At 45.7% G+C, this 22,420-nt stretch carries 19 protein-coding genes and 1 other annotated feature; of the genes, 12 read left to right on the top strand and 7 right to left on the bottom strand.

Features of this window, described 5'->3' with window-relative positions:
- Window positions 1–82: 82 nt before the first annotated feature.
- Window positions 83–2,788, bottom strand: a complete 2,706-nt coding sequence (acnA, locus tag Xbed_RS08905; protein WP_086112583.1) for an aconitate hydratase AcnA — start codon at window positions 2,786–2,788, stop codon at window positions 83–85.
- A gap of 293 nt (window positions 2,789–3,081) precedes the next feature.
- Here acnA and Xbed_RS08900 point away from each other — a divergent pair, with 293 nt between their 5' ends.
- The 3 genes from Xbed_RS08900 (at window position 3,082) to Xbed_RS08890 (ending at window position 5,327) form a co-directional block, all read left to right on the top strand.
- Window positions 3,082–3,903, top strand: a complete 822-nt coding sequence (locus tag Xbed_RS08900) for a hypothetical protein (RefSeq protein WP_086112582.1) — start codon at window positions 3,082–3,084, stop codon at window positions 3,901–3,903.
- 103 nt (window positions 3,904–4,006) lie between these two features.
- Entirely contained in the window at window positions 4,007–4,429 is a 423-nt protein-coding gene (locus Xbed_RS08895; RefSeq protein ID WP_208612215.1) for an FMN-binding negative transcriptional regulator, read from the top strand.
- 376 nt (window positions 4,430–4,805) lie between these two features.
- Entirely contained in the window at window positions 4,806–5,327 is a 522-nt protein-coding gene (locus Xbed_RS08890) for a hypothetical protein (RefSeq protein ID WP_139837472.1), read from the top strand.
- A 70-nt stretch (window positions 5,328–5,397) separates the two neighbouring features.
- Here Xbed_RS08890 and cysB read toward each other — a convergent pair whose 3' ends face one another.
- Both cysB and topA read right to left on the bottom strand, forming a co-directional pair.
- Window positions 5,398–6,372, bottom strand: coding sequence for an HTH-type transcriptional regulator CysB (gene cysB / locus Xbed_RS08885; RefSeq protein ID WP_086112579.1), 975 nt, complete (start codon window positions 6,370–6,372; stop codon window positions 5,398–5,400).
- A gap of 360 nt (window positions 6,373–6,732) precedes the next feature.
- Window positions 6,733–9,330, bottom strand: a complete 2,598-nt coding sequence (gene topA / locus Xbed_RS08880; protein ID WP_086112578.1) for a type I DNA topoisomerase — start codon at window positions 9,328–9,330, stop codon at window positions 6,733–6,735.
- Between the two features lie 307 nt (window positions 9,331–9,637).
- Here topA and Xbed_RS08870 point away from each other — a divergent pair, with 307 nt between their 5' ends.
- On the top strand, window positions 9,638–9,889 hold the full coding sequence (locus Xbed_RS08870; protein WP_086112576.1) for a YciN family protein: 252 nt from the start codon (window positions 9,638–9,640) through the stop codon (window positions 9,887–9,889).
- A 132-nt stretch (window positions 9,890–10,021) separates the two neighbouring features.
- Here Xbed_RS08870 and sohB read toward each other — a convergent pair whose 3' ends face one another.
- On the bottom strand, window positions 10,022–11,068 hold the full coding sequence (gene sohB / locus Xbed_RS08865; RefSeq protein ID WP_086112575.1) for a protease SohB: 1,047 nt from the start codon (window positions 11,066–11,068) through the stop codon (window positions 10,022–10,024).
- Window positions 11,069–11,319: 251 nt separating this feature from the next.
- Here sohB and Xbed_RS08860 point away from each other — a divergent pair, with 251 nt between their 5' ends.
- Together Xbed_RS08860 and cobO are read left to right on the top strand one after the other, a co-directional pair.
- Complete coding sequence (locus Xbed_RS08860; protein ID WP_086112574.1) at window positions 11,320–12,084, top strand: YciK family oxidoreductase; 765 nt, start codon at window positions 11,320–11,322, stop codon at window positions 12,082–12,084.
- On the top strand, window positions 12,084–12,680 hold the full coding sequence (cobO, locus tag Xbed_RS08855; protein ID WP_086112573.1) for a cob(I)yrinic acid a,c-diamide adenosyltransferase: 597 nt from the start codon (window positions 12,084–12,086) through the stop codon (window positions 12,678–12,680). Before Xbed_RS08860 ends, cobO begins: the two co-directional genes overlap by 1 nt.
- A 69-nt stretch (window positions 12,681–12,749) precedes the next feature.
- On the opposite strand, the gene rluB is transcribed toward cobO, so the two are convergent.
- The 3 genes from rluB to rnm form a co-directional block, all read right to left on the bottom strand.
- Window positions 12,750–13,673 (bottom strand): 23S rRNA pseudouridine(2605) synthase RluB, encoded by a 924-nt coding sequence (gene rluB / locus Xbed_RS08850; RefSeq protein ID WP_086112572.1) that lies wholly within the window; start codon window positions 13,671–13,673, stop codon window positions 12,750–12,752.
- A gap of 65 nt (window positions 13,674–13,738) precedes the next feature.
- Window positions 13,739–14,359 carry an L-threonylcarbamoyladenylate synthase gene (locus tag Xbed_RS08845; protein WP_086112571.1) on the bottom strand — a complete coding sequence of 207 codons (621 nt, stop codon included), beginning with the start codon at window positions 14,357–14,359 and terminating at the stop codon, window positions 13,739–13,741.
- A gap of 21 nt (window positions 14,360–14,380) precedes the next feature.
- A complete protein-coding gene (rnm, locus tag Xbed_RS08840; protein ID WP_086112570.1) occupies window positions 14,381–15,253 on the bottom strand; it encodes an RNase RNM in 873 nt (290 codons plus the stop codon).
- A 270-nt stretch (window positions 15,254–15,523) separates the two neighbouring features.
- Window positions 15,524–15,630: a sequence feature (Trp leader region), on the top strand.
- A gap of 87 nt (window positions 15,631–15,717) precedes the next feature.
- On the opposite strand from rnm, the gene Xbed_RS08835 reads away from it, so the two are divergent.
- The 6 genes from Xbed_RS08835 to trpA all read left to right on the top strand — a co-directional run bounded on the left by Xbed_RS08835 (window position 15,718) and on the right by trpA (window position 22,345).
- Window positions 15,718–17,277 carry an anthranilate synthase component 1 gene (locus tag Xbed_RS08835; protein WP_086112569.1) on the top strand — a complete coding sequence of 520 codons (1,560 nt, stop codon included), beginning with the start codon at window positions 15,718–15,720 and terminating at the stop codon, window positions 17,275–17,277.
- Complete coding sequence (locus Xbed_RS08830; protein WP_086112568.1) at window positions 17,277–17,855, top strand: glutamine amidotransferase-related protein; 579 nt, start codon at window positions 17,277–17,279, stop codon at window positions 17,853–17,855. The genes Xbed_RS08835 and Xbed_RS08830 overlap by 1 nt, the downstream gene beginning before the upstream one ends.
- A 97-nt stretch (window positions 17,856–17,952) precedes the next feature.
- Window positions 17,953–18,951 (top strand): anthranilate phosphoribosyltransferase, encoded by a 999-nt coding sequence (trpD, locus tag Xbed_RS08825; protein WP_086112567.1) that lies wholly within the window; start codon window positions 17,953–17,955, stop codon window positions 18,949–18,951.
- A gap of 2 nt (window positions 18,952–18,953) precedes the next feature.
- Complete coding sequence (gene trpCF, locus Xbed_RS08820) at window positions 18,954–20,318, top strand: bifunctional indole-3-glycerol-phosphate synthase TrpC/phosphoribosylanthranilate isomerase TrpF (RefSeq protein ID WP_086112566.1); 1,365 nt, start codon at window positions 18,954–18,956, stop codon at window positions 20,316–20,318.
- Between the two features lie 30 nt (window positions 20,319–20,348).
- Window positions 20,349–21,539 (top strand): tryptophan synthase subunit beta, encoded by a 1,191-nt coding sequence (trpB, locus tag Xbed_RS08815; protein ID WP_086112565.1) that lies wholly within the window; start codon window positions 20,349–20,351, stop codon window positions 21,537–21,539.
- On the top strand, window positions 21,539–22,345 hold the full coding sequence (gene trpA, locus Xbed_RS08810; RefSeq protein ID WP_086112564.1) for a tryptophan synthase subunit alpha: 807 nt from the start codon (window positions 21,539–21,541) through the stop codon (window positions 22,343–22,345). The genes trpB and trpA overlap by 1 nt, the downstream gene beginning before the upstream one ends.
- The last annotated feature ends 75 nt before the right edge of the window (window positions 22,346–22,420 follow it).

Below are 22,420 nucleotides of genomic sequence, written 5' to 3'. Positions count from 1 at the left end.
CTATCATAAAAAACTGCGTCGGAATTGGCGCAGTTTTTATTTCTGAGTATGGCTTATCCGGTTACTGCACTTCCCTATGGTATTATTTCAACATATTGCGGATCACATAATGTAAAATGCCACCATTATAGAAGTAAGCCAGTTCAGTACCTGTATCAATTCGGCAACGAGCATCCATCACTATTTCCTGCCCATTGGCATCAGTGATTTTCACCGCCATTGTCCCTCCGGGCTTAATGTTTCCCAACCCAACAACATCAATCTTCTCATCTCCGGTTAAATTTAATGTTTTACGGCTGATACCCTGAGGAAATTCCAGCGGCAATACTCCCATACCAATAAGGTTAGAACGATGAATACGTTCGAAAGATTCGGCAATCACAACTCTGACCCCCAACAACCTCGTTCCTTTCGCAGCCCAGTCACGACTCGAACCTGAACCGTATTCTTTACCCGCAATAATGGCCAATGGGATATTTTCTTCCTGATAACGCATGGCAGCATCATAGATGGCTAGCTGAGATTGTGACGGAATATGACGGGTATATCCTCCTTCGATACCAGAGACCATTTCATTGCGAATGCGAATATTGGCAAATGTGCCTCGCATCATAATTTCATGGTTACCGCGTCTAGAGCCATAAGAGTTAAAATCTTTGGGCGCAACACCATGTTGTTGCAAATAACGTCCGGCAGGGCTGTCAGCCTTGATATTTCCCGCAGGGGAAATATGATCGGTCGTAACTGAATCCCCCAAGATCGCCAAAATGTGGGCCTGATGAATATCGGTAATCGGTTTAGGTTCAGCCGTCATGTCACTAAAAAATGGGGGATGCCGTATATAAGTGGAATCCGGCTGCCAGGAGTAAGTCGCTGAACTTTCGACGCTCAACGATTGCCAGCTTTCATCACCATCAAATACGGCATTGTATTCTTTGTGGAACATTTCAGTGCTGACTTTTCCAACCGCTTCTGCAACTTCCGCACTATTGGGCCAGATATCTTTCAAGTAAACCTCATTGCCCTGTTGATCTTTCCCGATAGGTTCCCGCATCAAATCCTTTTTCATACTGCCGGAAAGAGCATAAGCCACCACCAGCGGTGGTGATGCCAACCAGTTTGTTTGTACCAATGGATGAATGCGCCCCTCAAAATTTCGGTTACCGGAAAGTACCGCCCCTACAGTCAGATCCGATTGTTTAATCGCTGCTTCAATGGGGTCAGGCAATGGCCCTGAATTCCCGATACAGGTAGTACAGCCATATCCCACCAGATTAAAGCCAAGTTTCTCCAGATATGGCATGAAACCGGCCAGCTCCAGATAATCTGTCACAACCTTTGAGCCAGGAGCCAGTGAGGTTTTTACCCAGGGTTGACGTTGCAAACCTTTTTCAACCGCCTTTTTAGCCAGTAAGCCTGCGGTCATCAGTACAGTGGGATTAGACGTATTTGTACAGGATGTAATGGCCGCAATAACCACAGCACCATCCAGCAGAGAAAAGGTTTGATCATCCAGGGTGACGGTGACTGACGATGAATGTTGTTGGGTTTTGTGAATATCCAGCTCCATGGCAGACTGGAAAGCCTGTGGTACATTTCCCAGCGCCACCCGATCCTGAGGACGTTTTGGCCCGGCTAAACTGGCCCCAACGGTTGACATATTTAACTCCAGCGTGCTGGTGAAAATGGGTTCATCCCCTGAATTACGCCATAGTCCCTGAGTCTTGCTGTAGGTTTCAACCAACGCAATTTCTTCTTCTTTGCGCCCGGTTAACCGCATATAACCCAATGTAATGTCATCAACGGGAAAGAAACCACAGGTTGCGCCATATTCAGGCGCCATATTGGCGATGGTTGCCCGGTCTGCCAAGGGCAAATCAGATAACCCATTCCCGTAGAATTCAACAAATTTTCCGACAACCCCATGTTTACGCAACATTTGGGTCACTGTGAGTACCAGGTCGGTTGCCGTGATCCCTTCCTGCAATTTTCCGGTTAATTTAAAACCAACCACATCCGGGATTAGCATAGAAACCGGCTGCCCCAACATGGCAGCTTCGGCCTCAATGCCCCCAACCCCCCATCCCAGAACCCCTAACCCATTAATCATCGTGGTGTGGGAATCCGTCCCAACCAGCGTATCAGGATAAGCAAAATATTTACCCTCCTGTTCCTCATACCAAACTGCCTTACCCAGGTATTCAAGGTTAACCTGATGGCAGATCCCAGTTCCGGGCGGTACAACGCGGAAGCGATTAAATGCCTTTTGCCCCCAGCGCAAGAACAGATAACGTTCATAATTACGTTCCATTTCAATCTGTACGTTTTCTGCAAATGCCTGCCCTGTACCAAATTTATCCACCATTACCGAATGGTCAATAACCAGATCAACCGGGGATAACGGGTTAACTTGTTCTACATTTCCGCCGAGCTTCAACACCGCTTCTCGCATGGCGGCGAGATCCACTACAGCAGGCACACCGGTAAAATCCTGCATTAGCACACGAGCCGGACGATAGGCAATCTCTCTATCTGCATGGCCGTTTCTCTGCCATTCCACCAGCGCTTTCAAATCATCTTCCACAACGGATTCACCATCAATATTGCGCAGAAGATTTTCAAGGAGAACCTTCAGAGACTTGGGCAGACGAGAAATACCACCCAATCGTTCAGATAACAAAGGCAAGCTGTAATAGTGATAGGTTTTACTGCCAATGATCCCACCCTCAATCGATTTGCTACTGATAGAGAGTGTTAAAGCACAGTCCGTTTTCAATTTAAACGACATAACTCCTCCATTTCTTATTATGATCAGCGACAACATTAAACATAACATATAAGCGAACATTTGTTGTTCAATGACCACACATTTTGCCAATCCTCTGTAAATCCTCATTTATTGACAAATTTTGGTGATGCATCCCTAAAGTAGATATGTTTTATTCATCACATAAGAGACTGTCTGGATTGTCCCTAAAGTCCTTAGTGTTATTCTGGCTAATAAATTTCAAATTACACTGCGAAAAATCGAGGGTATATTCTAGGTATTCGGTGTGTTCATTTGAGATTGGAGAATGAGTTATGAATGTAAAAACAGATGAAAAAAACCAAGATTATTTATGTGACATACAACAGGCGGATACGTTTTTTTCTGCCAGTATCAGTGACAAATTTTCCTTGTCAGATTATCGATTTAGCGACACAGATGGCCTTGTCCAATTTATTATTACTTCGCAGCTTGCTGATAAAACCGGGGTCATGCAACAATTAAATGATATCAAGAAAACACAAATATCCCTTTCCTCAATAGTCGCTGACTATATAACCAGATATGCTGAACATCATGGTTCAAAATATAAAACAGATATTCAATTTTGGGGAGACATCATGGCAAAACTGCCATTGATGAGTATTCGAAATATCGAAAGTCAAACTTATCAGCATGAGATGAAAGGTTTTTCCATTGCGACAAATTTACTCCAACTCATCATGGATATTATTTTGAATACATACTCTCCCGGCCTGAAAAACTTCGCTGATTTTCTGCAAAAACAGGGAGAAGCCATAAGAATGGGCTTAAAGCGGAATAATGACCATTACTCCACTCTCACATTGGCGAGTATTATTGAGGTCATGGAAGTTGATGATCAAGTTGTGTATGTTCCCAAAATGAAACTCTATCAAATAGATTTTGACAGAACCAACTCAGAAGTGACATCAAATTGTGCTTCCAGTGAAAATGTTAATGTCGAATTTACTTACTCCACCTGTGTTGCATTATTTGATTATCAAGCCTTAGAAAATCCAGAAATAAAAAGCGCTTTTGATGATTTTATTCTTAAAAACAAAAAATCCTCAATAGAAAATTCCAATGTTTTTTTCAATGGTGAATTTAGAGCGTAATCAGAAAGCGGCCATGAACTCATTGTTGCATTAATCTTTTTAAGATATGGTGATTAAATCCACACCAGAAATCTTAACTTTAATTTATATGGGGCCACAGGCTATGTATATTCAGAGAGCTTTAGTGGTTTTTACTGGCCCACATGCCTATATCTCTCCCACTTGGTATGAATCTGCTCACGCTGTACCAACCTGGAATTACACCGCCGTCCATTGTTACGGTGTCACAAAAATTTTAAGCGATGAAGATACCAAGCTGGCCTTGGAAGCCTTGGTTAACCAATATGAGATTGGCTTGATTGAAAACACCGAATTGATGCCAGAGAAATTTCTCAGTAAACAGCGGCAAGCCATTGTCGGGTTTAAAATCATTATTGATGAAATACAGGCCAAAGAAAAGCTGGGACAGCATAAAAACCAAGGTGACCAGAACGGAGTGTTCACAACCCTCAGTGAGAGTAAAAGAGCTGATAATAAGGCGTTGGCGAATTATATGAAAATGCGTGATATCGGTACGGGTAGATAAATACCCAGATACAATAGGTCAGAAAACAGATTGAACAGGCAAAATATTGTTAAGCATTATTCGCTTGTTTTCAGGTGAAAATCGGAGGATAAGGGATTATAGCTTTTGTCGACGTGTTTCATTTTTTGTTTTTCTGGGGGATTGTATGAATAGCGCAGAATTATCCTTGTCGTATTACCTGCAATTTTTAAAAAATCAAAACCTTATCAGGCACTATTTCAGACCAGACGGGAGGCAGTCACTACAAATCGTTTTCGATAACATTAATCAATTAAGGTGTCCAGCCATACCTCAAGAATCAGATAATGCTATTCACGCCAGGTTGGTAAGTATGGGATTCGTACCAGTTACTAATGAAATAGTAGATATAGGATTCATGCCAACTAATAATGGAATATATGTATTGTATGGGCATCACAATCATATCAGCCCACTCATGTACGAATCTGACATCCTCCCCAGCCTAAGATATAATCCTAATTTACCCAATGCGCTGGAACGCTTTCAACATGTCATCAGAAACATTGAGGTTACAGCAGAACCATCATCATCGAATATACCGTCAACAACAGAACGCGATGAAGCGGTAAGAATAGGTAGTGTAGCTCGCCCAACAGGTTTACCGCTGCCCCAGAGCAGAGATTCGAGAGGACAACCAACCAGACGACGTCAACAGTCAGGTATTCCCCCTTACGATGCTCCCCCTGCTTATTCTTCTCTCCAACCTCATGATGATCCCCCTCCTCCTCCTTATGCTCCTGCTCTTTATGCTCCTCCCCCTTATGAGTCAGTTAGTCAAGACCCAATAATGGGGCGTGGTGCCGCAACCGGTAGCAGAGGATCAGTAAGGACACCGCGTAATCAAGGAGGAAGAGGTGCCAGAAGAGGAAGAAGATAAAGACTAACCACCTCCTGACTTTTCAGAAGGTGGTTTAATTTTCTTTATGCTATTTTTTTATATGCTATTTTTATACTATCGGGAGTTCGATGTCCCTGAACATTTCTTCAATTTCTTCATTGGAACGCAATGCAATGGCTTTATCCACCACATCCCGCGTCAAATGAGGGGCAAAACGCCAAATAAAATCATACATATAACTGCGTAGGAAGCTACTACGACGAAATCCGATCTTAGTGGTGCTGTAACTGAATTTATCACGCATATCAATGCGTACCAAATCACTATCTTGAACGGGTTCAACGGCCATACTGGCAATCACCCCCACTCCCAGCCCTAAGCGCACATAAGTCTTAATCACATCAGCATCTGTCGCCGTAAATACAATTTTAGGTTTCAGCCCTGAGCGGTCAAAAGCAACATCCAGCTCAGAACGCCCAGTAAAGCCAAAGGTATAAGTGACTATTGGATATTCTGCCAATTCTTCGATTGTCACATTCTGTCTGTTGGCAAGCGGGTGATCTTTCGTTACCACAACAGAACGATTCCAGTGATAACAAGGCAACATAATCAGATCGCTATACAGGTGAAGTGCTTCAGTTGCTATTGCAAAGTCACTGTTTCCTTTGCAAACTTCTTCCGCAATCTGAGTGGGTGAACCTTGATGCATATGCAGAGATACGTTGGGATAACGATCAATGAAGCCTTTAATGACCGGAGGCAAAGCATACCTTGCCTGTGTATGGGTCGTCGCGATATAAAGAGAACCACGATCGGGATAGGTGTGTTCGCTGGCGACAGAACGAATTGAATCGATTTTTGACAGAACTTCACGTGAAATACGGACAATTTCTTCACCAGCCGGGGTCACATGAGTCAGGTGCTTACCACTGCGAGCGAATATTTGTATCCCCAACTCATCTTCGAGCATCCTGACTTGTTTACTGATCCCCGGCTGAGAGGTATACAATCCTTCTGCTGTAGAAGATACATTCAGGTTGTGATTAACCACCTCTACAATGTAACGCAATTGCTGTAGTTTCATATCAGCACTGTCCCTAATAGTCAAATGTATGAATATTTTGTCGTTTAATCAATTTCTATATTGCTAATGGTTATTCACTTATAACTATATAGAATATTTATATTTAGATATATAACCACTATAACACCAGTTGTATATTTATATAACAAATAATTAGATTGAGTAACTATTATCAAACATTCGTTGTGGATATATTGTGTTTAGATTTCATCTAAATACAAAAAAAGCCAGTACTAAAGACTGGCTTTTTAGAAAGAAAAGTTATGTTTTTAGCAAAAAAAGAAATATATCTCTGAATACATCTCAATGAATTAGACCTAATAAATAACAGTATAATTCACTGATTAATCATCTTCGCTATTATTTCTCTTTCACGACCCAAGCACCACCAACAAAAAATGCTGCCCATCCGGTAGCCTTGCCATTTTTTTCCGAAGAGACATATTGCTGTTTGGTCTTGCGGCTAAAACGTACAACCGTTCTGTTTCCTTCCGGGTCAGCAACCGGTGCTTCAGCCAAATAACTCAACTTCTCTGGTAAGCGATCCTTGAATCGAACAAGTTCCTCAACCCATGGTGCGCGGGTTTCTCGTGATTTAGGGAACGTGTTCGCCGCTAAAAAGACGCCCGCCGCCCCATCACGGAGAACAAAATAAGCATCCGATTTTTCACACGCCAGTTCAGGCAATGGAACCGGATCTTCTTTTGGAGGAGCAACTTCCCCATTACGTAAGATCTTACGTGTGTTTTTGCACTCTTCGTTGGTACAACCCATGTATTTACCAAAACGCCCCATTTTCAGGTGCATTTCTGAACCACACTTATCACACTCAACTATCGGACCATCGTAGCCCTTGATACGGAATTCACCTTCTTCAACTTCATAACCATCACACGCAGGGTTGTTACCGCACACATGTAATTTACGCTGGTTATCAATCAGGTAGCTGTCCATGGCTGTACCACATTTTTGACAGCGACGGCGGGCACGCAGCGCATTGGTCTCCGCATCTTCCCCCTCCAGAATATTCAGGATTTCATTTTCTGGGATCAGGTTAATCGTCTGTTTACATCTCTCTTTAGGCGACAATGCGTAACCTGAACAACCGAGAAATACCCCGGTTGTCGCAGTACGAATACCCATTGGACGACGGCAGGTCGGACACCCAATTGAGGTAATCACCATTGGATTTGGACGCATTCCGCCTTCGTCAGGATCTTTGCTGGCAACATCAAGCTGCTCACTGAAGTTGGAGAAAAACTCATCCAGCACCCCTTTCCAATTCGCCTCATTATTGGCAACGTGATCAAGTTGGTCTTCCATTCTTGCGGTAAAGTCATAGCTCATCAATTCGTTGAAATTTTCTTCCAAACGATCATTGACGATTTCCCCCATTTTCTCCGCATAGAATCGACGACTCTCAACACGCACATAGCCCCGATCCTGAATGGTGGATATAATCGATGCATAAGTCGATGGACGGCCAATCCCGCGTTTTTCCAGTTCCCTGACCAGAGACGCTTCGCTAAAACGGGCTGAGGGTTTTGTAAAGTGCTGGCTTGGGATCAACTGCTGCAAATCAAGCTCTGTTCCTGCTTCAATGGCTGGCAGGGTATTATCTTCGTCCCCTTTACGCAAAGCGGGCATCACTTTCGTCCAGCCATCAAAACGCAGGGTACGACCTTTAGCCCGCAGCTCAAAATCGCCGGCTTGAACAGTCAGTGTCGTAGAGTCATATTTTGCCGGCATCATTTGGCAAGCAATGAACTGACGCCAGATAAGCTGATACAACTTTTGCGCATCAGCTTCCATATCTTTCAGCTCTTCTGCCATAACATCGACATTAGAAGGCCGGATAGCTTCATGCGCTTCCTGAGAATTGTCCTTGCTGCTGTAAATATTGGCATTTGGTGGTAAATAGTTGTCACCGAAATGGTTACCGATATAACCACGTACCATGTCCAGGGCATCTTGACTCAGATTCGTCGAATCAGTACGCATATAAGTAATGTGGCCTGCCTCATAAAGACGCTGCGCCATCATCATGGTTTTTTTGACGCCGAACCCAAGCCGTGTGCTCGCTGCCTGCTGCAATGTTGAGGTAATGAACGGCGCACCCGGTTTACTGGAGGTCGGGCGGTCTTCACGATCAATGACCTTGTATCTTGCGTTCTCAAGCAGAGACACTGCGGCCTGTGTTTGTTGAGCATTGACTGGCTTGAATGATTTGCCCTTTTCATGGGTCACTTCCATATGGAGAGCGATGTCTCCTTTAGCCACTAAATCTGCGTGCAGTTGCCAATACTCTTCCGGCACAAATGCCTTGATTTCACGCTCCCGCTCAACCACAAGGCGAACCGCGACAGATTGAACCCGTCCGGCAGATAATCCTCTGGCAACTTTTTTCCACAGTAGGGGTGAAACCATATACCCCACCACGCGATCCATAAAACGGCGTGCTTGTTGGGCATTAACCCGGTCGATATTCAATTCACCGGGTTTATCAAAAGCCTGTGTGATCGCATTCTTGGTAATTTCGTTGAATACTACCCGACTGAAACGCGTATCATCCCCACCAATAACTTCCCGCAGGTGCCAGGCAATGGCTTCCCCTTCGCGGTCAAGGTCGGTTGCGAGATAGATATGATTGGCCTTTTCAGCCAGCGTTTTCAGTTCCGCGACAACTTTTTCTTTGCCCGGCAAAATCTGGTAGTTCGCCTCCCAATCATGGTAAGGGTCAACCCCCATACGATTTACCAGCGCGGTTTTCTCATCTTTTTTTGCTTTCTTTTTATTCTTATCGGTAGATGAGCTTGAACTCTTTTGACTCGCTGTCCCACTCGTCGGCAAATCACGGATATGACCTACACTGGACTTGACAACGTAGTCATTCCCCAGATATTTATTGATTGTTTTGGCTTTTGCCGGGGACTCCACTATAACAAGAGCTTTAGCCATAGTTACCTTTACCTAATTATCTTCTTTTCAGATGGCGAAAATCACGGCGTTATGTTGCGATATATAAAATATAATCTCTTTTTATATTGCGATAGATTTGCAAGATATCAACTAATTTTTATCTTGTACTTTTGCTCAAGCGCAAAACCCTTTGAAATATTTAAGGTATTTTATATACCAACACAGGCCATGCAATTGTATGATTTAACAGTTGTAAACAAAATCTTCCATCTGCATGACGAAAAGCCCACACTCTACCTGATAAAAAACGATGCGCAACAACTTATTTCTTGGAGGAGCACAATAGATGCCAACTGAAACCCTGCCTATTAAGCGAGAACAGTTACTAAAAAAAGCAAATGAAATCATTAAGAAACACGAAGATTTCATTCAGGGAATGCATGTCGGGGGTGTAGAGCAAAAAAATGGGATATTCGTCTTTCAGGGTGAATACTTTCTGGATGAATTCGGGCTGCCTACAGCCAAAAGTACCGCTGTGTTTAATATGTTTAAACATTTAGCACATGTACTGTCCGAAAAGTATCATTTAGTCGATTAAAAACAGATCGTGTTATTTTTGGCAAGTTATTAATCATTATGCGGGCAATAAAGGAGGTAAAAAACGCCCCCCATATACCCGCACCCTTTGCCAGTGCTGCTCATCAGCCTGTTGTTACAACAGGCCACACGGTTATAACAAAGGCTTTTCGCCCCTTTGCCACCAGCGCATCAATAACTTATCAACATTTTCCATCGCGCTACCCATGAAACGTTCAATCACACGTTTACGACGGGAATAGGTAACGCCAATGACTTCACAATGTTCAATTTTTTCAATCAGAAAATCATCACTGACACCCACATCATCTATCAGGCCATTTTCTTTTGCCTGTGTACCATACCAGTATTCACCCGTAGCCACTTTTTCTACATCCAAAGATGGGCGATGCTGATGGATAAATGATTTAAATAATTTATGCGTTTCATTCAGATCTTCCTGAAACTTTTTCCGTCCCTGCTCGGTGTTTTCACCCAAAACAGTCAGGGTACGCTTGTATTCACCGGCAGTATGCAGTTCTACATCAATGTTATTTTTTTTCAACAACTTATGAATGTTTGGCAATTGAGCCACAACACCAATCGAGCCAATAATCGAAAACGGTGCCGCGATGATGCGATCGGCCACACAAGCCATCATGTAACCCCCACTTGCAGCGACTTTATCCACGGCGATCGTCAGACGTATCCCTTTCTGCCGCAGGCGAGCCAGTTGGGAGGCTGCCAGCCCATATCCATGCACGACACCACCCGGACTTTCCAGACGCAGTAAAACTTCATCATTTTTGTCTGCCACGGCCAGTACTGCGCTGATCTCTTCACGGAGAGAGTCCACCTCATGGGCATCCATACTGCCCTTAAAATCCAAAACATAAAGACTCGATTTCTGTAAACTTTTCAGCCCGGTTTTGGCTTCTGCTTTTTTTTGTTTGGCATCATTTTTTTGCTGCTTTTTTAATGCCTTTTGCCAGATTTTTTGTTCTGCCTCACTCATTCGAGCCAACTGCATCTGACGCTGTTTTTCCTTGTATGACTTACCAAGGTTAGTCAGCTTCAATTCCCCTTTGTGCATGGTTTTTCGAACACCCAATCCGATACAAACTACCGCCAGAACGCCAATAGCCAAAACTACCGTAAGTACTTTGGCTAAGAACAATCCATATAGAGACAAATATTCCACAGTCCCACCTTTATTAACTTATGATGAACAATATGTTCCATTCTAACCAAAAACCGAAAACCTTGCTCTAACAGTTTGCTTAACCCCACCTCAATTAAAGTTCAACTTTTTTGCTCATTTCTTTTGCTTGTTTCTTGCGCTAATTAGCGCAAATTTGACGGGCACCTTAAGTTTTGTTCTGATAATACGCTGCATACGCCATCCTGAAATGGCAATTCATCGATTCACAAGCAATACAGGAAGATTGTCCGATGTTTGATTACCAACCCAATCGTGATCTGCTACAACAAAAAATTATTTTAGTCACCGGTGCTGGCGATGGCATTGGACGTGAAGCTGCACTGACTTATGCCCGCCATGGTGCACAGGTTATTTTGCTGGGACGCACGACTGCAAAGCTGGAAGCCGTCAAACAGCAAATTGAAAACGAAGGGGGGCTGCCGGCTGGCATTTATACGATGGATTTGCTGACTGTCAGCGCAGAAGCCTGTCAAACTTTCGTCAGCGATCTGGCACAGCGGTATTCACATTTGGATGGCGTTTTACATAATGCCGGGCTTCTTGGCGTGGTTGCCCCTATCGTAGAACAGCCTGTTCAACTTTGGCATGAAGTGATGCAGGTGAATGTCAATGCCACGTTTATGCTGACTCAGGCGTTAATCCCCCTTTTACTGAAATCCGCCCGTGGTTCTTTGGTGTTCACCAGTTCCAGTGTTGGCCGGGAAGGCCGAAGTGGCTGGGGAGCCTATGCGGTATCCAAGTTTGCTACCGAAGGCTTGATGCAGGTTTTGGCACAAGAATATCAGGACACTTCCCTGCGCATTAACTGTATCAATCCCGGCGGAACTCGTACCAGTATGCGAGCCAGCGCCTTTCCTGACGAAAACGCGGCCCGATTAAAAACCCCAGCGGATATCATGCCGGTTTACCTTTATGTCATGGGGGATGACAGCCGCCATGATTCCGGTATCAGTTTTGATGCTCAACCCGGACGGAAAGCGGGACCTGCTGAATAATGACCAGAGATAACAGCCAGTATCAAAAAAGGCAACAACGCCAGAAAGAGAAAGTCGATGCCCGCATTGAAGCCGCACAGCAAGAACGGGGGATCGTCATGGTATTCACCGGAAATGGTAAAGGAAAAACCACCGCTGCATTGGGTACCGTCACCCGGGCAATCGGGCATGGGCAGCGTGCTGGCGTTATCCAATTCATCAAAGGGACATGGGAAAGTGGTGAAAGGAACCTGCTGGCGCAACAAGGGGTTGAATTTCATGTGATGGCAACAGGTTTCACCTGGGAGACACAAAATCGTGAGGCAGATACTGCTGCCTGCCAAGCTGCATGGAAACAGGCAGCGATCATGTTATCTGATCCTGCGTTGCATCTTGTGGTGTTGGATGAATTGACCTACATGGTCAGTTACGGTTATTTGGAACTGGCCGATGTTCTGACGGCCCTGAAACAACGCCCTTCACACCAGAGTGTGATTATCACCGGCCGGGGATGCCATCGAGAATTGCTGGAATATGCCGATACCATTACGGAAATGCGTCCGGTGAAACATGCTTTCGATGCCGGCATCAAAGCGCAAAAAGGCATTGATTGGTAAACTTATTCCGCTGTTTCAGTTGAGGTCAGCATGAATGCTTATCAGAACTGAAACAGCGGGTTGAGGAAATTAACGACCTTTAGATGTCGTTTTCTTCCCTGCATTCTGACGAGAACTGCTTGCAGGACGTTTCCCCGCTGGACGGGATGCGACCTGAGCATGTCGTCTTACTGCACGGCGGATCTGGTTGGCCTTGATGCGACGCTGATCACGTTCAACCGCCACTTTAGTCACCACTTCTTCACCCAAACCCACCAACTGACGTAAATAGTTAGTCTGTTCCAGCCCCAACTCACTCCAACCGGCACGCGGCAAACCTTTCGGCAAGTTGATATCGCCATAACGCACACGGATCAGACGGCTAACCTGCACACCCACGGATTCCCACAACCGTCTGACTTCACGGTTACGGCCTTCCGTCAACGTGACGTTATACCATTGGTTGATGCCTTCCCCACCTTTAAAAGTGATGGTCTTGAATGACGCGGGGCCATCTTCCAGTTGAACGCCTTGCGTCAACTGACGAAGTTTTGCATTATCCACTTCACCGAAAACGCGGACAGCATATTCACGCTCCACTTCTTGGCTTGGGTGCATCAGGCGGTTTGCCAGTTCCCCATCGGTGGTAAACAACAACAACCCACAGGTATTGATATCCAAACGCCCTACTGCAATCCAGCGTGCATCCTGCATTTTCGGCAGACGATCAAACACCGTCGGACGACCTTCGGGGTCATGGCGGGTACACAATTCCCCTTCCGGCTTATAATAAGCCAGAACACGGCAAACGGTTTTCTGGGGTTCTTTGATGTTTAAGATCCGTCCATCCAGACGAACTTTCACTGAGGGCTTTACTTCGATTCGATCGCCCAACGTTGCGGTCTTGCCATCAACGCTAATGCGCCCTTGTTGGATATACCCCTCGATTTCGCGACGGGAACCATGACCAGAACGCGCGAGAACTTTTTGTAACTTTTCTGTCTTATCGCTCATTGAGCAACCTCTGTTTGTCGCCTTCACAGGCGTCGTGTTTAAAATAAGAACTTCAATCATTCACCTTATAAAAAAGGTGTTACATCACCTTCGCCTTCGCGAAGAATGACGGGTGAATCATCCGTTAAATCCACTACCGTCGTCGGTTGCTGTCCAAGATAACCACCGTGAATGATTAAATCAACTTGTTTACCCAAAGTATCCTTAATCTCTTCTGGATCGGACTCGGCAACGTCATTTCCAGGCAGAATCAAGCTACATGACATCAGGGGTTCACGCATTTCTTCCAACAATGCCAATGCAATGGGATTGGAAGGTACACGCAGGCCGATGGTTTTGCGCTTTTCATTCATCAAACGACGAGGCACTTCTTTTGTCGCCTGTAAGATAAACGTGTAATTGCCGGGGGTGTTATTTTTGATCAGCCTGAACGCCTGATTATCCACATGAGCATAAGTGGCAATTTCAGAGAGATCACGACACATCAAAGTAAAATTGTGGTGTCCTTCCAATTGACGAATACGGCATATACTGGTCATCGCATCCTTATTTCCAAGGCAGCAGCCAATGGCATAGCCTGAATCAGTCGGATAAATAACCACTCCGCCCTTTTTCAGCACATCCACACTTTGGTCAATAAGACGTTTTTGTGGATTATCAGGGTGGATATAAAAAAACTGGCTCATAAAAAAGATAACCTCTACTTCTTATGCAGTCCCAAGCTGTGACCAGTCGTGCCATATCGGTACAACATCACCGGGTAACCACAAATTGCGCCCAAGTTCTATCCATGAGCAAGGTTGGTGAAAATCCGATCCTAATGATACTTTCAACCCATATTCTCTTGCCAGTTGACCAAGTTGTTGCCGTTCATTAGGGGCTTGCTGGCACTGTGCAACTTCCATTGCATCACCACCATGTTGTTTAAACCAGGCTATCAGTCTTTTTAGCCATTTCGTTGACAAATCATACCTGTTCGGATGGGCAATCACCGCCCGTCCCCCTGCCTGGTGAATGGTTTCAATCGCCTGCTCAATTGTACACCATTGCGGCGGAACATAACCGATTTTTCCCTTTGCCAGATACTTCTTAAACACTTTCGGGATCGTCGGTTCGACCCCCGCCTCTATCAGATAACGGGCAAAGTGCCCGCGAGTCACCTGCCCGCCATTGGCCAGCCGGGACGCCCCTTCCCAGGCATCAGGAATACCTGCTTTGGCTAACCGATGCCCAATCTCCATACCGCGTTGATTTCTTAACTCACTCTGATTGGTCAGTAACTTTCTTAAGGCAATAGAATCGATATCAATATTTAAACCGACAATGTGGATTTCAAAATTCTCCCATAACGTCGAAATCTCAACGCCAGATATCAATCTCAATGGCAGAGTATTTTGCCGGATATGCGCTACGGCAAGTGGAATACCTTCCGTCGTATCATGATCGGTAATGGCCAGTACATCAATGCCCATGGAAACGGCCCTATCGACAAGCTGCTCAGGTGATAAAACCCCATCTGAAGCGGTGGTATGGCTATGCAGATCATAGCGTCTTGTCATTGCACTGGCGGCTTCAGTCATTATCCTGTACCTGTTTTTGTCGGATGGAAAACAAGGGCACTCTCTATCATGCGATATCAAGTACGAAGCGGGGATAATAACACAGCGGATAAGATTGGAGGGGGAATTTACCGGTTAGAAGACTGAGTTTCTAGACAGTTTAAAAAAATGATTGACAAGTGAACCTCGAACCAGTTTACTAGTACGTAGGTTAGCTAAAAGTCGCTATAAAAAACCCTTGAACAGATGAGGCACTTGAAAATGATCGTATTTATGCAAACTCTGCAAGTCAGTCGTTGGTGGCACAACATCCCATTCAGGGCGGTTGGCTCACGCACATCAGTATAAGTACAGATACGCAAGTGCCAAAACCCGCCCAAAAAGGCGGGTTTTTTTATACCGTCATTCTTTAGAAATAAATAGCTTGAGAATAAATAGCTTGAGAATAAATTTTCGCTAAATAAAGTTAGCTACGGGGTATGAAGATGACTGGCAAAGAATTTAATATCTCTATAAACCAGATAGATACTGTCTATCAGACAGATCCAACGCTGCTTTTTCATCAACTTTGCAGTAATCGCCCAGCGACATTATTGCTAGAATCTGCTGAAATTCAGAGCAAAAATAATATCAAAAGCATTTTGATTATCGACAGTGCCATGCGCATTACCGCCAATAAGCGTCAGGTGACTTTTGAAGCGCTGACCGAAAATGGTCAAAACCTATTTCCCATCCTCGCGACGTTACTTGCAGAAAAAGCCCAATTGAATATCGGGTCACGGGTTATGCGAGCACAATTTCCTGCGGCTGCACATAACCTGGACGAAGACAGTCGGCTAAAATCCGATTCCGTGTTTGACGCATTGCGCGCTCTGACGGCATTGGCCTCTTTCTCAGGATCACCCGATGCCATTTTCGTTGGTGGATTGTTTGCTTACGATTTAGTCGCTGGATTTGAACCCTTACCCACAGTAAAAAAACATCAACACTGCCCTGATTTCTGTTTTTATCTCGCAGAAACGCTATTGGTGATCGACCATCGGTGTGGGCATTCACGCCTGCAAACTTCACTGTTTGGCGGACCCGATTCGGAAAAAGAACGCCTGCAAGCACGGTTAACAACATTAGCCGCCGCCATTTCAAAACCACCGCCACCACTTTCTCCAACCCCATTGCCCAACATCACAATTGATGACAATCAAAGTGATGAGCAATACGCGAATACCGTGCGGAAGCTACAGCAATCCGTCCGTCAAGGCGATGTCTTTCAGGTCGTCCCTTCTCGTCGTTTCACCTTACCGTGCCCTGCTCCACTGAATGCTTACCATGCATTGAAAAAACAAAATCCAAGTCCCTATATGTTTTTTATGCAAGATCAGGATTTTTGCCTGTTCGGAGCCTCACCAGAAAGCGCACTGAAATATGACGCCAGCAATCGCCAGATCGAAATTTATCCGATAGCCGGTACACGTCCACGCGGGCGTAATGCCAAAGGAGAAATAGAGGCTGATCTCGATAGCCGAATTGAATTGGAAATGCGGACTGATGCGAAAGAGATGTCCGAGCATGTCATGCTGGTTGATTTGGCCCGCAATGATTTAGCCCGGATTTGTGAACCGGGAAGTCGATATGTCGCCGATTTGACTAAAGTCGATCGTTACTCGTTTGTCATGCACTTGGTTTCCCGTGTTGTCGGCACACTCCGCCATGATTTGGACATCTTCCATGCCTATCAGGCTTGCATGAATATGGGGACGTTGACCGGCGCGCCTAAAGTCCGGGCGATGCAACTGATTGCAGAGCACGAGGGTGAACGGCGTGGCAGTTATGGCGGGGCGGTCGGCTACTTCACCGGCAAGGGGGATTTTGATACTTGCATTGTCATTCGTTCTGCCTATGTAGAAAACGGTCAGGCTACCGTTCAAGTCGGAGCGGGTGTGGTGTTGAATTCCATTCCCCAATCCGAAGTGGATGAAACGCACAGTAAAGCCAGAGCCGTGATCCACGCCATTGCCCAAGCCCATCATGTGGAGGTGACATTCTGATGGCGAATATTCTTCTGCTCGATAATGTTGATTCCTTCACTTATAACCTTGTGGATCAACTGCGCACTCAGGGTCATCAGGTCGTGATTTACCGCAATACGGTGTCAGCAAACCTCATTATTGCCAAACTCGATGAGATGGAATCACCCCTTCTGATGCTATCGCCCGGTCCCGGAAAACCCTCAGACGCGGGTTGTATGCCCGAACTCATCAAGCGGGTTATCGGCCAGATCCCGGTAATTGGCATTTGCCTTGGTCATCAGGCAATTATTGAAGCCTATGGAGGAGAGGTCTCTGCGGCCAAGGAAATTCTGCATGGCAGGGCCACATTAGCGACTCATGATGAACAAAATATGTTTTCCGGTCTGCCAAACCCTTTACCTGTTGCCCGTTATCACTCTCTTACCGCTGTACGTGTGCCTACCACGCTGACGGTTTCTGCATCCTGCGGGGATACCATAATGGCCGTGCGCCATGATGAACACAAAGTCTGTGGATTCCAATTTCATCCCGAATCGATTCTGACCACCCGTGGCGTCAAACTGCTTGAGCAAACGCTGATGTGGGCATTGAATTAACCATGCAGGGTTTAAGGAAATTGGTTGTAGAGGGATTAGATTTAAGGATATTGGGTTCAGAAGTATTGAAAGGCGCTAAACTTGAAGGAATGGGAAAATGCAATTGATTTTTGAAAAGTTATTTTGTGGTCAACCATTGACACAGCAGGAAAGCCAGCAGCTATTTAGCGCGGTTATTCAGGGTGAGTTGAGTGATGCACAACTGGCTGCGGTATTGATGAGCCTGAAACTGCGTGGCGAACAACCTCAAGAAATTGCAGGTGCAGCTCAGGCATTCCTGAACAATGCCGCCCCCTTTCCGCGTCCTGATTATCCATTCTGTGACATCGTCGGCACCGGTGGAGACGGCACCAATAGCATCAATATTTCAACGGCCAGCGCCTTTATTGCCGCAACCTGTGGACTTAAAGTCGCCAAACATGGCAATCGCAGTATTTCCAGCCGTTCTGGATCATCCGATTTACTGGCCGCATTCGGCATCGCACTGGATGCCAGTGCCGAAGTTTCACGCGGTGCCTTGGATGATATCGGAGTCTGTTTCCTGTTCGCCCCCCAATATCACCGTGGATTCCGTCATGCGGCACACGTTCGCCAGCAATTAAAAACCCGGACGTTATTCAACGTACTTGGCCCACTGATCAATCCGGCCCGCCCGCCTCTGGCACTCATTGGCGTCTACAGCCCTGAGTTGGTAGAACCCATAGCACGGACCTTACAGGTGCTGGGTTATCAACGCGCCGCCGTTGTACACACTGGCGGAATGGATGAAGTGGCTTTACATGCCCCAACCGATGTTGCCGAACTCCATCATGGTGAAATCAGCCAGTATCAGTTAACCGCAACCGATTTTGGCCTGCCGAACCATCCAGTCTCTTCACTGAAAGGTGGAACGCCAGAGGAGAATCGCGATATGTTGAAAATGTTACTACAAGGCCGGGGGCAAAAAGCCCATGCCGATGCCGTGGCAGCAAATGTCGCTCTTTTGATGAAAATTCACGGGCAAGAAAATCTCCGGGAGAACACGCAATTGGCACTCAATACCATTTATAGTGGTCATGCTTATGAAAAAGTGACCGCATTGGCGGCAAGGACTTAATCATGGAAACCAGCATATTACAGAAAATTGTTGATGATAAAGCGGAATACCTGAACACGCGTCAGGCGGAGCAACCGCTGGAGAGTTTTATTGATGAGATCGTACCGAGTCAGCGTCAGTTCTATCAGGCGTTGACCCATAAGCAAACTGTTTTTATTTTGGAATGCAAAAAGGCATCCCCTTCAAAAGGGTTAATTCGTGAAAATTTCGATCCTGTCAGCATTGCTAAAACTTATCAGCCTTATGCTGCCGTCATTTCTGTTTTGACCGATGAAAAATACTTTCAAGGCAGTTATGATTTTCTCAAAATGGTCAGTTCTGCCGTACACCAGCCTGTTCTTTGCAAAGATTTTATCATTGATGCCTATCAGGTTTACCTCGCCCGTTATTATCAGGCTGACGCTGTTTTACTGATGCTTTCCGTCCTTGATGATGATACTTATCGTAACTTATCCGCCCTGGCACATCGTCTTAATATGGGAGTACTGACCGAAGTCAGTAATGAGGATGAACGGCAGCGGGCAATGGCATTAGGGGCAAAAGTGATTGGGATCAATAATCGGGATTTGCGCGATCTGTCCATCGATTTAGACCGCACCCGCAAACTGGCGGTGGGTTTACCCGAAAACACGATTGTCATCAGTGAATCAGGCATCCACCAGCATCGTCAAGTGCGCGAATTAAGCCAATTCGCGCAGGGTTTTCTCATTGGCAGTGCTTTGATGGCACAGCAAAATCTCGATCTCGCGTTGCGGCGCCTGATTTTGGGTGACAACAAAATTTGTGGGTTAACCCGTCCCCGGGATGCCAAAACCGCCTTACAGATGGGCGCCGTCTACGGGGGGTTAATTTTTGCTGAAAAATCACCACGTAAAATCAACCTGCAAACCGCCCAACAGATCATCAATGAAGCCTCTCTGCAATATGTTGGGGTATTTCAAAATCAACCCATTGATTTTGTCTGCAATACCGCCCGTTCACTTTCACTCACGGCGGTTCAACTGCATGGGCATGAAGATGAAAGCTACATCAACGCATTGCGCGCCGTATTACCCGAACATTGTGAAATTTGGAAAGCTATCGATATGTCTCAGGCGGCGGAATTTTCCGCAATCCCCCATGTCGATCATTTATTGCTGGATAATGGCTCGGGAGGAACAGGAAAACCCTTTGATTGGCAGTTAATCAATCCCCAACTTCAACATAACAGCATTCTGGCTGGCGGCCTGAATATTGAGAACTGCCAACAAGCGGCAACACTGGGTTGTTATGGGCTGGATTTTAACTCAGGCGTTGAAGTTTCTCCGGGCATCAAAAGCAGCCAGAAAATCAAACATATATTTCAACAATTGCGCTGTTATCACTGAATTCTTCAGACAAAATGGATGGGTAGCATAATGAGTAAATTGAATCCTTATTTTGGCGACTTTGGTGGACAATTTGTCCCCCAAATTTTGATCCCGGCACTGAATCAATTAGAAGAAACGTTTATTGATGCCCAAAAAGATCCTGAATTTCAGCAAGCATTTCAGGATTTATTGAAAAACTATGCCGGCCGCCCCACTGCCTTGACCCTGTGCCAAAACCTGACGAAAGGGACAAAAACACGTTTGTACCTGAAACGTGAAGATTTGCTCCACGGTGGTGCTCACAAAACCAATCAGGTTTTGGGGCAGGCATTGTTGGCAAAACGCATGGGGAAAAACGAAATCATTGCTGAAACAGGTGCCGGTCAACACGGTGTGGCAACCGCCCTGGCTTGTGCACTATTGGGGTTGAAATGCCGCATTTATATGGGGGCAAAAGATATTGAGCGTCAGTCACCCAATGTCTTTCGCATGCGTTTGATGGGGGCTGAAGTGATCCCTGTCCACAGCGGTTCAGCAACCCTGAAAGATGCCTGCAATGAAGCCCTCCGCGACTGGTCTGGTTGCTATGAAAAAGCCCATTACTTATTGGGAACCGCCGCCGGTCCTCACCCATACCCAACAATGGTACGAGAATTCCAGCGCATGATTGGTGAAGAGGCCAAGGCGCAAATTTTGGAAAAAGAAGGACGCCTACCCGATGCCGTCATTGCCTGTATTGGGGGTGGCTCAAATGCCATTGGTCTATTTGCTGAGTTTATTCCAGACAGTCGTGTCCGCCTGATCGGTGTTGAGCCTGCCGGACAGGGTATCGAAACGGGAAAGCATGGTGCCCCGCTGAAACATGGAAAATTGGGCATTTACTTCGGCATGAAAGCGCCGATTATGCAGACAGATGACGGGCAAATTGAAGAGTCGTACTCCCTCTCGGCGGGGTTGGATTTCCCTTCTGTCGGGCCTCAGCACGCCTATTTAAATAGTATCGGCAGGGCTGATTATGTCTCAATCACTGACGATGAAGCGCTTACCGCTTTTCAGGAACTCTCACGCAATGAAGGGATTATTCCTGCATTGGAATCGTCTCATGCGCTGGCCTATGCGTTGAAAATGATCCATCAGGCACCGGACAAAGAGCAATTATTGATTGTCAATTTATCCGGCCGTGGCGATAAAGACATCTTCACCGTTCACGATATCTTAAAATCCAGGGGGGAAATCTGATGAAACGTTATGAACAACGGTTTAAGCAGCTAGAAAGCCAAAATCAAGGGGCTTTTGTCCCTTTTGTCACCTTGGGTGATCCTAATCCTGAACTGTCATTGGAAATTATTGATACCTTAATCTCGGGTGGCGCTGATGCGCTTGAATTAGGTATTCCATTTTCAGATCCCCTTGCCGATGGCCCCACTATCCAAAATGCCAATTTACGGGCGTTATCATCCAAGGTCACACCGACATTGTGTTTTGAACTGCTGGCAAACATTCGGGCCAAACATCCCGATATCCCCATTGGCTTGTTAGTTTATGCCAATCTGGTTTTCCACAATGGGATTGATGATTTTTATCGTCGCTGCAAAGAGGCTGGCGTTGATTCCGTTTTGGTGGCGGATGTCCCGTTATCCGAATCGTCACCTTTCCGTTCAGCCGCCATGAAATATGATGTTGCTCCCATCTTTATTTGTCCCCCGAATGCCGATGACGATTTACTGCGTAAGATTGCCTCATACGGGCGGGGATATACTTATTTGCTGTCAAGGGCGGGAGTGACTGGCAGTGAAAACCGCGCCAGTCAGCCATTGGGCCATCTGGTCAATAAACTCAAAGAGTACCATGCAGCGCCTCCCCTACAAGGTTTTGGTGTTTCCGAACCTTCACAGGTGACAACCGCACTTCATAGTGGTGCGGCGGGGGCGATTTCAGGTTCAGCGATCGTAAAAATCATCGAAGACAATCTTCATCACCCGCAAATTATGCGGGAAAAATTAATGACTTTTGTTCGTGCCATGAAGAATGCCACACAATTATAACACCACAATTCCCTCATATTTATGCGGGAACAAAAATGGGGCAACATGCCCCATTGGTTCTCTCTTATATCAAAC

This window comes from Xenorhabdus beddingii, assembly GCF_002127545.1.
In the GTDB taxonomy this organism is placed as follows: domain Bacteria; phylum Pseudomonadota; class Gammaproteobacteria; order Enterobacterales; family Enterobacteriaceae; genus Xenorhabdus; species Xenorhabdus beddingii.
This window is presented reverse-complemented; position numbering and strand designations above follow the sequence as displayed.